This window comes from candidate division WOR-3 bacterium (assembly GCA_029858255.1).
GTDB lineage: Bacteria > Hydrothermota > Tepidihabitantia > SM23-42 > SM23-42 > SM23-42.
This window is the reverse complement of the sequence record JAOUFJ010000036.1, coordinates 1-16,166: the sequence shown is the minus strand read 5'-3', so window position 1 is coordinate 16,166 and position 16,166 is coordinate 1. Positions and strand designations below refer to the sequence as shown.

14 protein-coding genes are annotated in these 16,166 nt (G+C 47.1%); 3 read left to right on the top strand and 11 right to left on the bottom strand.

Features of this window, described 5'->3' with window-relative positions:
• The coding region (locus OEV79_11095) for a hypothetical protein (protein MDH4211980.1) at window positions 1-480 on the bottom strand (480 nt) is incomplete at its 3' end.
• 362 nt (window positions 481-842) lie between these two features.
• Here OEV79_11095 and OEV79_11090 point away from each other — a divergent pair.
• Window positions 843-1,229 (top strand): hypothetical protein, encoded by a 387-nt coding sequence (locus OEV79_11090; protein ID MDH4211979.1) that lies wholly within the window; start codon window positions 843-845, stop codon window positions 1,227-1,229.
• Between the two features lie 393 nt (window positions 1,230-1,622).
• On the opposite strand, the gene OEV79_11085 is transcribed toward OEV79_11090, so the two are convergent.
• Complete coding sequence (locus OEV79_11085) at window positions 1,623-2,228, bottom strand: sugar transferase (protein MDH4211978.1); 606 nt, start codon at window positions 2,226-2,228, stop codon at window positions 1,623-1,625.
• A gap of 315 nt (window positions 2,229-2,543) precedes the next feature.
• A complete protein-coding gene (locus OEV79_11080; GenBank protein MDH4211977.1) occupies window positions 2,544-4,637 on the bottom strand; it encodes a PKD domain-containing protein in 2,094 nt (697 codons plus the stop codon).
• Window positions 4,638-5,183: 546 nt separating this feature from the next.
• On the opposite strand from OEV79_11080, the gene OEV79_11075 reads away from it, so the two are divergent.
• Complete coding sequence (locus tag OEV79_11075) at window positions 5,184-5,600, top strand: hypothetical protein (protein MDH4211976.1); 417 nt, start codon at window positions 5,184-5,186, stop codon at window positions 5,598-5,600.
• Window positions 5,601-5,624: 24 nt separating this feature from the next.
• Entirely contained in the window at window positions 5,625-7,283 is a 1,659-nt protein-coding gene (locus tag OEV79_11070; GenBank protein ID MDH4211975.1) for a tetratricopeptide repeat protein, read from the top strand.
• A gap of 127 nt (window positions 7,284-7,410) precedes the next feature.
• Here the strand turns inward: OEV79_11070 and OEV79_11065 are convergent, their stop codons facing one another.
• The 8 genes from OEV79_11065 to OEV79_11030 all read right to left on the bottom strand — a co-directional run.
• Complete coding sequence (locus tag OEV79_11065) at window positions 7,411-8,466, bottom strand: sugar transferase (protein MDH4211974.1); 1,056 nt, start codon at window positions 8,464-8,466, stop codon at window positions 7,411-7,413.
• Between the two features lie 15 nt (window positions 8,467-8,481).
• Window positions 8,482-9,576 (bottom strand): DUF354 domain-containing protein, encoded by a 1,095-nt coding sequence (locus tag OEV79_11060; protein MDH4211973.1) that lies wholly within the window; start codon window positions 9,574-9,576, stop codon window positions 8,482-8,484.
• Window positions 9,577-9,591: 15 nt separating this feature from the next.
• A complete protein-coding gene (locus tag OEV79_11055; GenBank protein ID MDH4211972.1) occupies window positions 9,592-10,602 on the bottom strand; it encodes a GNAT family N-acetyltransferase in 1,011 nt (336 codons plus the stop codon).
• A 1-nt stretch (window position 10,603) separates the two neighbouring features.
• A complete protein-coding gene (locus OEV79_11050; protein ID MDH4211971.1) occupies window positions 10,604-11,368 on the bottom strand; it encodes a hypothetical protein in 765 nt (254 codons plus the stop codon).
• 58 nt (window positions 11,369-11,426) lie between these two features.
• Window positions 11,427-12,404: a glycosyltransferase gene (locus OEV79_11045; GenBank protein MDH4211970.1), complete on the bottom strand. Its 978-nt coding sequence runs from the start codon at window positions 12,402-12,404 to the stop codon at window positions 11,427-11,429.
• The gene (locus tag OEV79_11040) at window positions 12,401-14,218 is read right to left on the bottom strand and encodes an asparagine synthase-related protein (GenBank protein MDH4211969.1); all 1,818 of its coding nucleotides are present in this window, start codon (window positions 14,216-14,218) and stop codon (window positions 12,401-12,403) included. The genes OEV79_11045 and OEV79_11040 overlap by 4 nt, the downstream gene beginning before the upstream one ends.
• A 26-nt stretch (window positions 14,219-14,244) precedes the next feature.
• Window positions 14,245-15,294 (bottom strand): polysaccharide deacetylase family protein, encoded by a 1,050-nt coding sequence (locus OEV79_11035; GenBank protein MDH4211968.1) that lies wholly within the window; start codon window positions 15,292-15,294, stop codon window positions 14,245-14,247.
• A partial coding sequence (locus tag OEV79_11030; protein ID MDH4211967.1) for a hypothetical protein occupies window positions 15,291-16,166 on the bottom strand: 876 nt, incomplete at its 5' end. The genes OEV79_11030 and OEV79_11035, both read right to left, overlap by 4 nt.

Below are 16,166 nucleotides of genomic sequence, written 5' to 3'. Positions count from 1 at the left end.
AAATCTGATTCTCGCATTGTCGTATGCGTCATAGAGAATCAGCGGGATACGAGCAATCGTCCATATATTTGTGTCAGCGCCTTGGCCAATCTTAAATAAGTTCATCCAGGTGTAATCGTCATTTGAGATATCAACAAACATCGTGTCGTCAGGACCGAGGTTACCAACGTCCTGTGAAAATCTGTACCAGAAGAAGAGACTTTCCTGTCCCGATGCATCATTCAGGTTTATGTTGAAGGTCTTCAGGGTGGTCCAACCCGTTCTAAGCGTGTCCAGGTATGAAAAAACGCGAACTCGCGCCTGGTATGAATCCGGGCCTGAAGGTCCGGTGTAGTAATACCGGTACCAGTCGCCCATGCTGGTATCTGATCGCAGCGTGTCCCAGCCCGGGGGCGGGAATGCAGTGCCTGTAAAGCTTTCATTGAGAAGAGGTGTTTGGTTGAACAATAGGAGGGAAAGGCTCAGGATTACCGGATTCATTTGTCAGTCATTATATTCCGTGAAACGATAAAGTCAAGCAATACGTTCGATAATTACGTTTGGTGCGTTAATCTCGTTACTTTCGCTATTCCCGTTAGTCTCGTTATTCTCGTTTAGTTCGTTATTCCCGTTATTTTCGTTAATCCCGCTATTATCGATAATTACGTTTGGTGCGTTAATCTCGTTAATATCGCTACATTGGCTAACTACGCTGTTCTAGTTATAATTGCTTTGGTGATTAGGATTTGAGTATTTACGGAATGGTATTTAGTGCTTGGGATTTGAAGAGAATGCTTCTTTGAGTTCGAATGAAGGTATTCGCATACGGTTGACAGACGTCAGCGTGCTGCTATAATCGATCGATGCTGGTGTATGTATTGGTATTTTTAACCGCGACCTCAACAATATCAGGACAGAATGAAGACGTTCATGTAGATTCAGTCAACAACTCAGATAGTCTCACCATTATGCCAGAGATGAAAAAGGTAATATCAGACTCGTGGTTCGGTGAGGACAAAATACTACACTTTTCAGCTGGTTTTGCGATCCCGGGGCTAACTTACCATTTTTACGTCTGCCGGCTCGATGGTGACGAGCAAAGGGGTAAAGTGTACGCCGTCTCCCTGACTGCCCTGCTGGCTTTCGGCAAAGAATTCTACGATAAAAAGAAAAAGGGACATTTTTCATGGAAAGATCTTGCATGGGGTGGTTTGGGACTTGCAGTCGGGTACTTCGTACTTATTAACTAGGAACGTTAGTATCGTTTAGTTCGTTAGTATCGTTAATATCGTTGTTCTCGCTAATTTCGTTATTCCCGCTAATACCGCAAGAACGACATTTCGCATTGCGCATTTCGAATTTCGAAATTACTAACAGACGTTAATACCGTTAGTCTCGCTATTATCGTTAGTAGCGTTATTTCCGTTATTCTCGCTATTATCGTTAATACCGTTAATTTCGTTTAGCCCGTTATTATCGTTTCGTTTCTCAGTTTCTTAACCTCTTATCTTCTCAACTTCTGTTTTTCACCGTCCCACCGGCGCTCCGTTCCTCAGATTCTCAGTGCATACGTGTCTTCAGGGAAGAGTGTCTTCAGCGTGATGCGTGTAGCGTTGAGCGTGCAGCGTTGTCGTGGACCAGTATCAATCGCAATGAACAGAGAGTTTTCTGCCCCGCTTTTCCCACCGGCCGAGGAAAGTGACGGCCAGAGAAAACAGAATCAGCTTTATATCCGTCAGCAAACACCTCTTACTGATGTACATGAGATCATATTCAAACTTCTTCTCCCTCGATACATCGCGCGGCATGCAAAGCTGAGCTATCCCGGTAAGCCCCGGTACTACTGAAATACGCTGGTCGTACCCGGGTATATCCTCTATATCAGAGGGGGACGGATTATGGACCTCGACTTCGCAAGAGAGTAGAGGACGAGGACCTACAAAACTCATATCTCCGCGTAAAATATTTATCAATTGCGGGGATTCATCAATCGCGGTATTGCGAAGGATCTTCCCGATCTTTGTGATTCTTGCATCGTTTTCATATGCCTGTACATTCACGCACTCAGACAATGAAGATGTGTGCATTGAGCGAAACTTAAAAGCACTGAAATGTCTACCATCCTTACCAATGCGTTTCTGCTTAATGAAAACCGGAGATCCATCTTCGCCGATTATAACGATCCACAAAATCATCCACACCGGAGCAAGGATAATCAAACCAATTAAAGCCATGAAAATATCCAGCATCCTCTTCAAAACGTGGTATAGTGGAAAGAAAACTTTCTCTTTGTCATCCATTTACTATTACTTATCGCTCCTCGCGCACGAATATTTGTGCTAGATCAATAATAGATGATATTCTTCCGAAGTCAAGCTTTTTTAATTAGGGGATTGGAATCAATCAGTCAGCTAATGCAGCAAGTCAGTACAAAAAAGGAGAGGGCCCCCGGCCCCTGTAAAGCCTATGAGTATGCACGAGGTTTTAGACCGAGAGCCCTCTTTTATCGAGGAGGTGCATCCGTATGGCAAGATCCAACAAAATTTCAAAGAGCAAAGTGCCAGTCACCTTACCCAGACTATCTGCTTCGTATCCCTCCAGTCATCAGCATTAACCGTGCAGAAATATACACCGCTTGATACCTGTCTGTCAAGGGTGTCTTTGCCATCCCATACGATAGTGTATTGACCAGGGTACTGTGTCGCGCTGACCAGCTCCCTGACAAGGCTTCCCGTAATATCATATATTCCAACCTTCACTTCACTTCTCGAGACGAGGCTATATGCAACCGTCGTGAAATTCATCGCCGGATTTGGAAAAGGCGAAATTAGCCTTCCGGATTTCAGGGATGAATCTTTCTGCTCAGCGATACCCGTCAGTGATATCGTCTGTTTTAACCTGCCGTAGGATCCCTGCGTAGCATTGACGTTGTATTGCTGTGTGATCAGAGCAGACCTGTTGCGACTCCTCGTATCTTCGCTCGTGTAGTATGCACTATAGAGGAATCCTGTGCCTCCGCATTGATATACCCAATTGTCACCATCTTCTTCGAAATTACCATTGAGGATCTCTCCCCCAAACACGGCAATATCATCAAAATAGACTTCGAGTTCCACGAATTGACCCGATTCCTGCTGTTCACTGAGGACTTCTAAGACTACGGTCACCGAATCCTTCCCGCTTATCTCATCGTCGATATTTGCAACTACGTGTATCCATCCGCTGTCTCCTGCAACATCCTGCTCCCATATGACCTCTGAATCAATGAGAACCCGTATGCTGAAGTAGCCGCTTGAGTTATCCCGGTAGCCGTCCTTCACCCAAAGACTTATATAAGAACTGTTATCATCGGGTAGAACCGTTATGGTGACAAATTCCTTGTCTTCGCAGCCCTTATTGTCCCAGACCATCAATTCCGCATTGTATATACCGATGTCTTCATATGTATGATTCATTGTCCCATCCCTTACCGTATTGCCGTCACCATCATTCCACTCAAACCATGCAACTATACCATCATTGTCATAACTACTCGTGCCGTCGAAGGCCACCGTGAGAGGCGCCGTACCAGAATCAACGTCGACATTTATCACAGATGCCGGCAGGATACTTGTCATGGTGGTTGGCGGTGTGCTGCCGTAATGTATATCGCGAATACGCATATTATCATTGTAGAGAACCTGAAAAGCATCGGCACTGTCTTCCTCCCAGAACCAGCAATCATGTATCTTACCCGAATCCTGTGGAATTCCTCTTATGGATACTGCATACACACTGCCGGTCGGCGAATTGTTTTTGTCGGTGCAGTGATGGATCCAGGTCAGTTTGCCCCCATCACTACCACTACCATGCCTGTCCAATCCCTGCAAGTAACTGTTGTAACCATAAATATTGTAGCGTGCTTCGTAACTGTTTGTAATATCATAAGTCGCCGCGACATGGTGGCGGCAGAAGTTAGAATAATTGCCCTCTATCAACGAGTAATTGCTGCCATTACACACTACCCCGTATCCGCTTCCCTGACGCCGGATGTGATGTAGATAGTTATGGTGGATATACGCAGTGTCGAATGTTCCCGTTACCTGGATTCCTGCTCTTGGCCAGTCGTATATCTCGCAATTATCCACTTCGGCACCGCTTCTTGTCAACTCCACCCCTGTGATAGATCTCACGTATTGGGGGCTGTTGCTGCGGTCGCTCACCTCACCATCCGGACCTTTCAAGCGAAGACCGGTCAGGCGAACGTTGTTACCGCCCGTTCTGAACAGGCAATTCATCTCATCATCCCGATCATCGGTGTATAAAAGACCTCCCCAGGAGATAGTGTCGCATAAAACACGGCCGCGCCCGCTGGCCAGGGTGACGCCACCCGGAATGTTTATCTCCTCAGTTTCTCCCATGTCGATCTCTGCAGTATCAGCAACATAGATGACATCACCCGCAGTTGCACTGGCCAGTGCACCTAGGAGCTGTTCCTTGGTGACCACATAGTAGTCAGCATCCTGATGCCGGATGCTATCGCCGTAACACGGGCCTCCTCCGATGGGCTCTCCGGTAGGATTCCATTCTGCTCCAATATATGATAAACAGACTGCGGGGGCAAAGGCCGCAGCCATCACCGCCAATAGAAAAAAAGCCTTAGGTATATACCTGCACATACTACCTCCTAGACTTAAGTCTAATATAAATAAAAAAGCAGTAGGGGTAGAAAGAATAGGCAGCCGTTAATGGGATGATCGGGGAGCAAAGCTCTTCCAGGTGAATTGATATATCGGTTATATTCATGCGTTTAGTTCCTTTAAGACTTAAGTTTAATGATATAACTTACACTTAAGTCTAGTTAATTATAATAAAAAAATGTTTTTTGTCAAGGGGCAACATGCACCTCTTCCCTATCGATCGTTTAGTCCGCTATGACCGTTATTCTCGTTAATTCCGTTGGTAGAGCGATGGCGTTAATTCCGCTATACTCGTTATTTCCGCTCTCAACTTTCGAACTTCTCACCGTCTCGACCTCTGGCGTGCCGAACTGCTTGGGCTCTCATCTTCTTAAGTTATGCTTCCGCCGTTCCCCAACCTCCTAACCTCGCATCCTCCGAACCTCTGTCGTATCACCGTTTCTCCGAGGCTCCGTTTTTTCAATACCAGCCCACTGTTGACATTTTATCTATTATCGTTATTATTTATGCAATCAGGGAGGATAGATGTGGGTCGTTGTTCACTTCAAAGACGGTAGATTGCTCAAAGGATTCACCCGCGATTTCACACCGACCAAGATATCATTCCATCTCACATCCGAACAGGACAAGGATCGCGGCAGTGAATACGAAATAGAACTTGCCGATTTAAAGGCAATATTCTTTGTCAAAACGCTTGAAGGGAACAAAGACTATGCTGAGAAAAAGAGATTCGAAGAAGTGGATACTTCCGGTATCAAGGGTCTCAAAATCAGGGTCGAATTCGATGATGGAGAAGTAATACGTGGGATCAGTCTCGGATACAGCAAATCGACCAAAGGATTTTTTGTCATCCCGGTGGACCCTGAGAGCAATAACGAACGGATTTATGTAAATGCCGAGTCGCTCCGCGATATAAAGGTAGGTGCGGCGGCCGAAAAATAGTGTAATTTTGCCCCGGAGGTGTGAATGTGCACAACTATGTTTTCATTTTTGTTAGTTACTTATCTCGCTAGTACGTCCGGATTCATCAATATTCCAACAGCAGACATGTATGATATGAGTGGCACCTGGGGAATAGGTTTTGCTTATTCCAGTTCAATGTATTCAGATGACCCAGACCCGACCGATGACATCGAACCCGATCCGGCCGATTACGACATTTTTCTTCGTTATGGATTCGCAGGCCGGGGCGAAATCGCCGTTTCCATGTACAAACCAACTGCTTTTGCGCTCAATTTTTCTTACGTAATTGTTAAACCCGGAAAGGGGCCTGCTTTATTCGTCGGGATCGACAACATCACATACGCCAAACACATATCATCTCTGGGAACTGGCGATACGGTTGGCTTCCTTGAGGAAATCGGATACGCCACTAAATCAGGAGGAAGGCCCGCTGAATTACTTTCGGCGTATGTCGGGATGCAGCAGACCTTCGGCAAGATCTTCAATATTGTGATCGGCCTGGGTAGGGGAAGATTTGTCGGCTACGGCGAGCGCAGCCGCTATTTCAATACAGACTATCTCGTTTTAGGCGATGATTACATAACAGAGGAACATTCGGCTTGGGCATTCGGTCTGTTTCTCGGCGCGTCCCTTAGATTTCCATTCGGTCTGGAATTCATGACCGAAATGGATGGCCGCGACGCCAGCATAGGTATCAGGTATCACAACAAATACGTCACACCCACGTTTGCTCTGACCAAAGTCGAACAGCTCGGCGAAGATCGGCGACCATTCTCACCGCGCATTACTCTCGGGATCGAAGCCACCAATCGCTTCATGCTTGAGAAACCCGAATCCGGTACGATCGAATGTGTCATCCAGGATAACGTGAACAAAGAATTTTTGACCAATTCAGTCGTCGAAATAACAGAGTTGAACAAAAGATATACCGCGAGTGGAGGCACGTTCTCGGTCAATCTGCCGGCGGGAAGTTACACGATCATCGTAAAAAGAACAGACTACGTCGATTACAAAGCAAAGATCAATGTAAGATCAAGGGTGCGAAGCAAGCTGGTCTTCAACATGCAGAAGACTGAAGAAGCATTGCGACTGGAACAAGCATCAAGGGATAAAGAAGCCAGCATAAGAAATCACCTCGAACAGGGAAAGATCTACTTCACAGAGGGTAACCTCATACAGGCAAAAGCGGCATTTGAGATGGTTCTCTCTCTTGATCCTGGAAATGTCGAGGCACAGGAATCGCTTGGCGCGCTCGAACTCAGACGCGCGAATCTCATTGCATATTACATTTCAGAGGCAAAGAAGCAGACCCAATCGAAAAAATACACGCAAGCGATACAATCATGGCAACAAGTGCTATCGCTGGCCCCTGACCACACCGAGGCAAAGAATGCGGTTGCCGAACTCCGCAAGCTGACATCGGCGCCTGCAAAACCGCCTGCCAAGCCAACAAAACCATCCGCACCGACAACACCAAGGGTCAGCGAAGCCGAGATCGAAAATCTATATAAAAGAGGGGTATCACTTTTCACAAGCGAAAAATACGACGAGGCACTAAATGTATTCAAACGAGTACTTGCGCTCAATCCAAATCACGTCGGCGCAAAAGAATACAGGAAACGCACCGAAGCAAGATTGAGGGTCCTAAGGAGTAGTGGTTAACATAGGTTAGCTTCTGCTGGATTCACAATTGAAGTAAGAAGCCCCCGTTTACGGGGGTTTCTTCTCAAAATAACGGCTCTTCGATGTTCAGAAATTCTACGACAGGTTACTCACTTCAATATGCTCTTCAACCTGTCCTCGCGCGCATCGTCAGAAAACTAATGACGACCCTGATAAAATAGTAGATATCGGTTGTCAATGGATGCTTTTTTCTCAACCTGCAGTAACGCTTCTCGGATTCGATAATCCCTTCGAAAGTCTTCGGACAATCTGCGTAGTAAGGAGGGACGAAACCGGGTCTCACTTTCATGCGCTCCCTGCGCCACTTCTCAGGATAGAGTTCAAGGAATTCCTTCGATAGATGCCTCACGCCAATGAATGATAATTCTCCTTTTAGGATATTGAGTAACTGGGGGAGTTCATCGATCCACGATTTCCTGATGATCTTTCCCCACAATGGCACCCTGAAATCATCGACAACTTTTCCGTTGTTGTCCAGATCCAGATTGTCGAGGATATAATCGTGAAGATAATTCGCATAAGGGTGCATTGTCCTCAGCTTATAGCAGTACAAATCGTTTCCATGCAGACCCTGCTTTCGTATCCTTATGAATAATCCTTCGCAAGGATCACCGTTCATTGGCGCCTTGCCTGCCCGCGACACAAAACAAAGATGACCGGCGCTTTCCTGCAAATGTAGTATATCGTATCCGCAATAACGAAGCCTGCCCAGTGCCTCGCATTTTGACATGATACGATACCTTTTCAATCCCAATTTTTTGGCTATCTTACCCTGTCCAAACAAGCCCACCAGAAACCGACGAAAGAAGAAATCAAAAACGAAAATGCTTCCGTAAACAAAACGACCTCTTTTTCGAAGAACACGCATCTTCTTCGTCTCCAAGGTCTCGATCCTGCCGACCAGCACCCCGTCCTTCTTCAATAGTCTGTGCGCCTTCAAAAGAGAATCATTGATGTTCACAAAATCATTGAGCAGGGGCACACACAGTATCAGATCATACCTTCTGATTTCAGCTGCCTGTATCAGATCCTCGTGGGTCGTGATTATCAGAAAATCAAAACCCCTCGATTTGAAGCTGGAAAGATATTTCACCAACACGGAAACCGATTCACCGAAACACACACCCTTAAGTAGATCCTTAACTGCATTTCGTGATTTCATTCTACGAGCATGCATTCATATCACCTTTTCTTTGAACCGCAACTGAAAGTCGGGATCTCTTCTCATAAGATCGTGACTCGAAGGATAATTCTCGATGAACCATCTAAGGAAAGCAGTCACATCGATTTTGTGACTCAACATCGTATTCCTCTTTACAGTAAACTCTTTTTTTAAATCCACCTTTTTCAATAGCTCGACCCCTCTTTCTATAGACCGTTCCTGATCAATTGGTGACTCAGTATAATTGTAGACCAGACCATACTGTTTCTCCAGTTCCCTGGTATAATATCTTCCGACGTTGTCAAGAAAGATCGCGGGGGTTCCCAATACCGCACTTTCTGACGCCATCGTGCCGCTCTCCCCGTAAAGCATCGATGCATAGTTGAGCGCATCGTGCATCATTTCCGGCGTTAATGACATCTGATACGGTAATAAATCATCTTCCAGCCGTGCTTCGGACGAAATATATACTCTTGCATGCTTTGAGAACTCGCGCACGGCCTTCAATTTGTTCTGCGCGGATATACCGGCATGTACAAGATCATGGCTCGCACGCCAGGAAACAAAACGCAAAATGACATACCTCTCCCCTGCTCGTATCCCCATAATGTTGAGAACGTCTGGATTGGGGGTATAATAATTCGGGTGCAGATAGGCCAGTTCATGGTAACCATCATACCTTATTTGATTGCTGCCGAGGTCCCTGTCAAAGCATTTTGAAGTCAGAATAGCCTTGGTGAAAGGCTTGTACAGCCAGATCTGTTCCATGTTACCCGTATCCTCAGTTGAAATATGGGGTCGGTTGAGAAACGACGCGGCGTGGGCTGCATACATCGAACCGTGGCTGATGAAAATATCAGCATTGAAACGCCTCGCTACCGATAGCATCTTGGAATCAAACTTGAACAAGCCATAAGCCTTGCCAAAGACACTCATATAGCGGTGTCCGAAAGAAACATGCTCCATATCATACTTGCGCAAGAGGTCAAGCGTGACCTCTTTGTCACGGGTGGTCACGAGGTACCTGTGTCCACTTTTTTCCAACTGCCACAGGACATTCTTGAATAAATGTATATGAGCCGGGTGCCCTGCATCACATATTATTCTCATATATTCAAAACTGCCTTAGTGTAATAATCTCCACAGACGGAACCCGATCTGACTGAAACCATTCAGTATCGGCCTGTGGATTTTCCTGAACCGGTCATAGCTTACCATGTCTCCACCGAATTTTGCCTTGAATTCCCTGACGCCGTAGCTTACGCCTGGCCTTCCCGCACCCATGAAATCAAAATGATCGAACCCGTTCCTGGCACCCCACTCAATTGGCGCCCAGGTCGCAAGGACGCTCGGAAAGAGGTTGTCGTGTTCCCTCGAACCAACGACGTACAATTCGTAAATGACATTGCGGTCGTAGTTTCTTGTTATGGGACACACGATACCGCCAATAGTCTCGCCGTTGCTTTTGACCAAAAATGTCACACCCTTCTCCTGCGGACGCAGTATGCGGTGAAAGTTGAGAAAGAAACTCAGGGGAGGCAATGGTTTCTTGATGACTTCAGAATAATAATCGCGCAAAACACCGTAATAGTCAGTGATCTCGCTCTCATCCTCGGCAATAACTATCTCTGCTTTTTCCAGGCCTCTCCTCACTTGCCTTCTCTTGCTCGAACTCAGTTTCGCGAAGACCTCATCCCTTCCGCGTGACAAGTCTATCAGGAAATTCAGATGCTCATGCCTCACGTATCCGTTCTTCTCGAACGATGTGTGATTATCTGATATATCCCATAGATTTCGAAATTCCGTGTACAATACGCTGGATTTTACGATATCATCGTAACTGCTGAGAAGGGCGTGCATGACCGACATATCATCATCCTTCACAAGCGGCCCGCCCCATATTACCGCCCTTGCTGTCAGATCCTTCAAGACAAAGGATTTCTCGGTCTGTATGACGGAAAGAAGTACACCCAATACCTCATCATCATCGCCAAGGACGGCGATGAAAATCGGTTTATAGCCCTCCGTATCTCTATAGACATCATACATTTCGCAGCTCTGAAAAACATTGCCCCTGGGATGGTGGGATACAAAATCAGACCACTTGTGGCGCTCGAGTTCATGCACGATTCTCATCTCATCGTCTCCTCAATATGAAATAGCGCTTGCCGACGTTCTTCGTGTTCTGCCAGACCAGTTCCTTTAACCATGGTATAACCTTCTGGGTCCAACGGTGAGGATGGATGGTGATCATCGCCTTCTGGGGGAGTTTGCCATTCCCAAACCCCGCGACGATATCAAACGTCGATCTGTAGGTGTGGACAAGAGGTGATACAACCTTATCTCTGACATTGTAATCCGTGCCGTCCCACCTTCTTCCAGTATCAGTAAGATAAATTACTTCATTGAAATCAATATCGAGATAGGGTTCCCCTGCCACGCCGAACTGACGGTAATCATAATGTTCCCAGATCGAACGATTATCATACCTTGATAAAGGGCTGCCGTGCATGCAAATAGTCTTCACCGGATAGAATTCTCTCAGCATCTTCAGATTCCTGTTGAACAGCACAATGGCGTACTGCAGATTGCCCCTGGCGACGGAAAGGTCCTCATAATGGTAGCCTATCTCGTGTCCAAGGGACACTATTTCCCGGACTATAGAGATGCTGCGTTCAAAACCTTCTGCCCTGAAGTAGTAACTCGCCCTTAGGTTACGCCGGTGCTCGATCTTTGCCACGCGCAGCGCCGATTCGGGACACTTGTCCACATCATGCCGCATCATTATGTAACGGTCCGGCACATCCTTTTCGCAATATTGCTCGAAAGTAACGAAGTTCTGTCCCTGCTCCACGAGTTTGTCGAGAAGCAGTTCGAAGGCACGAAGGGTGAAGTCCCGCATCGTCACACCCGGCCTTTTTCTGAAACTGCATTACTACAATACGTGATAGTCATAAAATTCATCGCCGCTTCTTCCCTTCCAGGATATCCTCGTAAACTTGTATGATTCTTCTTGCTACGATCCCTATTTCAAGATGTGCTATCTGCTTGCGGCCGTTCGTTTCCCGGCCAAAATCAAGGGCGCGGACGATCTTTTCCGCCACGTCCTCCGGCGCAAAAGAAGTAATGTAACAACCATCCGTATCTCCTATCACCTCTCTTACATCACCAACATCGGTCGAAACGACTGGCAGATTGCACGCCATGGATTCTTTCACTACATTGGGAGAACCTTCCTGCAGCGATGTAAGCAACAGTAGATCTGACGAATTCATCAGTTCCACGACCTTCTCTTGACCGACACCGAAAGCGCTGACCAGCCGCGCAGCTGGATATCGTCTCCTGACCATGGCCATTGCACCCTGAGCAAGCAGAAGGTTTTTCCTTCGGAGGCTGGGATTGCCCAAAAAGAGCACTCTCCTGTCGGCTGAAAGGGTTTGTCCTGTTCTTCTCTTTGAATTCGGCTTGAACACTCCAAAGTCCACTCCGTTGGGTATGACAAAAACGTTACCCACATTGACCAATTCTGCCATCCTTTCCGATTTAACGATCACCGCGTTCACCAATTTCAGAAGTACCTTTGTTGATAATATGTTGAACAGACCAGCTGGCGTCTGACTACCGCGTCCGTTCAATATACCATAAAGGTCACTACCCATCAGAGAAACTATGACCGGTACCCTTCTTTGAAAAATGGCACTCCAACCACAATAACTGTAGTGTGCATGTATCAAATCATATTGCTGCCTTCTGACCCTGCTGTGGATCTTGAACATGCCGGACAAGTAGTTGAACGAATCCCCGGTTGCATCAAGATTCATGACATCCACTACGATCCCGGATTCTCTCAGGGAATCGATCTGCGAAACGATAAACGGCTTCACAAATGGTTTTCGTTCTGTCGGCCACGAACTGACTACATGAAGTGCGCGTATCATAGGTCAAAGGTGTGCTTGTACCAATAAGCCCAGGAAATTGCCTTGTAGAAATCGAGTTTGTGTTTTTTCCAGGTGCCGTCTCTGAAGTCGTCGAGCATCTCTCCGGTATTCAAAAATTCTACACCATCAACATTTTCCAGATTCTCTCGCATGAACCTTTCCACTCCTAAATCAAGACCATAGCCGTCACCGTTGGTCCCGAGCAGTCTGCGGTAGAGAAATGAAAATCCCGCTTTGATCCTGCCGACACCGGTCAGCAGGTCACTCGGAGCATACATCTTGCTGGTGGGAAACCTTGCCAGCCTCGTGTTGTTATTGTTGATTATCCGGGCATAGAGAAGCTGACCGTTGATCCTAACGAATGGATTTTTCTCATAGAAATCATAATTCGCACCGCACAGAGGTGTCTTGAAAATGAAATCGATGAAGTTATCCTCAAGATATGGTGAACGGTTGTGCACATATCCGTCCTCCATTGCCATTTCTGTCCCGAAATATTTCCTGAAAACCTCTTTGACAAGGAAAAGATAAAATCTCTGGTTCAGAGTCAACCCTTGGCTGTTCAAAGCATAATCCCGCAGGGATTCGCAGATCCTGCTCTTCAGCAGAATGATCTCCTCTCTCGTGAAATATTTGGGCACCCTGAACCGGTCAAACGTATTGGCTATGCTTTCACTATTGAGCAGTCTGAAAAAATTCCTCATGTTGGCGCTGATCACCTCACCGGTAACGTGGACCGGCCTGATCAATTCACTTCCGCAGTTGCCGGTCAGAACCACGCCCACGCGACGGCTGAGTACATCGAGGGCATAGAGATAATGTGCTCTGGCAAGCGTACTCCGGCAATCAGAACGAATAATGCATTCCTTCGCGTACCCGGTAAATATACTGTTTCCGTAATCGTCATCCAGGCTTATCGGCAAATATTCATAGGATAATTGCCTGGATATCGCAAGGGGAATGCTGATATCTTTCGAACCGGGCTCGCCAAAAGAGTAAAGGATGAGATCTTCCTTTGCCTTGTCGATCAGCGAGAGCACTGTCCTGCCATCAAATCCTCCTGTAAGCGAAACACCAACAACGGTGGCATCTGCATGCATTTTGTTGACCGCCTTTTTCAGAAGACGCTCAGCGTGGACAATGCTATCACCAAGAGGCACGAGTTTCCTGACGAACAAAGATACTGGAGACCAGTAGTTACGCTGCGTGACACCTGTATCTCCAATCGTCAACACGCTGGCCGGCGACAGCAGTGAAACACCTTCGATGTATGTACTATCGGCAAGGGGATAGTTGAAAAGAATGTAGTCTGCCACCGATTTTTTATTGATCCTCTTTTTTATCAGTGAAAGTTTCAACATCGGCCCTAATCTGGATGAAAAAACGAAATAACCACCTCCATTGTAGTAATACAAAGGCCGCATACCCAATCTGCTGTTGACCAGATGATAGACCCGTCGATTGCTGTCATATATCAGAATATTGAACCAGCCCTTCAGCATTCCGGTGAAATCGACTCCTGACTTCTCATAAAGAAACGGCACAAGGAAATACGGCTGGGTAACTCCGCGCATGCCATAGTGCCTGGCTATTGCCTGCTGGTCATCTTTGTCGATGAAAACATCTCCATCAATCATACAATGAATAGTGCTATCCTGATTAGTGCAATATTGCGCAGCACCTCGCATATTGTCGCTGCCAGCTACACCGAGCAGATGCTTTTCATCCTTCATAGTAGTGACACGGCCGCCAGTCAGGGAATGGAGCATGAGCATGAAATCACTTTCAATAATGCGCGCCCTTGCACTGCGCATGCTTATTACTCCAACAATACCTGACATCAATCAACCTTTCCGCACCGTTTGACCACCATTTCCGCAGCTGCACCCATCGTTCGGGTCCACAGCAAACCCTTATCACGCAAGCCAGCCGCGTGATGCATGACAGGAGGCAGCACATCATACACGAACCACGGGACCATCGAAGGATGGAACCAAAAATGGCATATCGTTCGTGTGCTGGCGGCTCTATCGAGATACTTGATCAGGCGCCGTATGTAATACTCGCGCGACCAACTGCAGCCATCATCATTCAATTCCACACTGCTTGGTAGTATCACCAGCCCTTGTTCATCCAGGCGTGGATACGACAGGTCATGTGTCAACTTCCGGCGATAATTCGTGAACCCGTATTTCTTGAGTACTTCGTAGTTCCCGTAGGTTCCCCCTGCGAACACGAATGACTTCAGTGCAAAGCCCCATTCTTTCGCGGCATTCACGCAAGCCAGGATCTCATCTTCGGCGACCTCCTGGGGACAGTTCTCATTGCTCATGTCTATGTGCGAGAATGTGTGGCATCCTATTTCATGCCCCGCTCGAGAACGGAGTATTGATTCGATAATATCCGGCGCGTACCAGGCCCGGGCCCTTTCCCAGATAGTACATGGATCATGCTCAAACCAATCCCCCCGATCGTACAGCCATCTCTTGTTTTCGAAATAAGGTATTCTCCTCATCCACGAATGGGTACGGCGGTTACAGGAACTCAACATCAAATGACCTACCGTCGCCCAGGTTACGGGGATGCGATACTCCTCGAAGATTTCCATGAGTCTGGGCATGTTTCCCCTGGCCTGCAGTGCCATCTTTAGGGGATCTTGCCGGGTCTTCGCATAGCGCCATCCCCAGGCCAATTCAAAATCAGCTGAAATAACAAGTCCTCCTTTGAAACCATCGGCAAAAAGCGATTCGGCCGGACCATCCGGCGACGTCACCGATGGCTTGTCGGTCAGGGAAAAGACAGCTCTCGACAGCAGGCATTTGACATTTTTCGGACTGCGGTCGCGCAGTCTCCCGTAGAAGACCGAGAGCGTGCTCCACTTCTGCTTCACAGTAATCCCCGGTTTAGTAGTTCAATGACGTGTGTCAATCTGAGATCAAAGGAGTTATTACCATTGAAACTACCTCCTTCGAAGACCCATCGCCCGCTCACCTGAACGTATCTGCCAGGTTTTCCATCGACGATCATCTGGTGCGGGTTCTTTGAACCAAAAAAACACTGAAGCTCGTTGACCATATATTTTCCATCTTTCTGCTCAAAAATATCCACTGCCTGGCTCAAGAAATCACCGGCATCGCACACTTCCTTAGTGAAGTTCAACAATCCTTCAGGCGGTCTCTCCCAACCGACCATAGACGTACCACTGAACATTTCCCCGCGCCCCCTTAGTTTCTTATGGGCAAAATAAGAATCACCGATGCGTACGCACCGCCACTCGGAATCACATTGGACGTATTCCTGAAGAATGACAAAGCCCCGCTGTGGACTCATTGCCACGGCTTCGTACTTACTGCGGAAGTACCGGTAGAACCTCACGGGATTCTTTATCCTCGAAACCAGCCTCTTCCAGAAGTCTCCCCTTCTCAAATTCGGACCCCATTTTCTCCTGATGCCATCCTCCGAGAACACCGTCTCAACGTATTTCCGGAACTCATTACGGTCCCTGATGATACGCACACCCGAACCAGAGGCGCCGATCGATGTCTTTGCCACAACAGGTAACGTGCACTGTGCAGTGAAGCGAAGTGCTTCGTTTCTGTCATAGAATATCCACGTACGCGGATGGGGTATCGAATGTGCCTCCAACCAGTACGCGAGCATCTGCTTATTCTCATAGATCAACAATTCTCCATATGACGGGTATATGCTCTTTTTCAAGACCTTGTTTACTACGAACAATCTCTCATCGTATATCCGTTTATG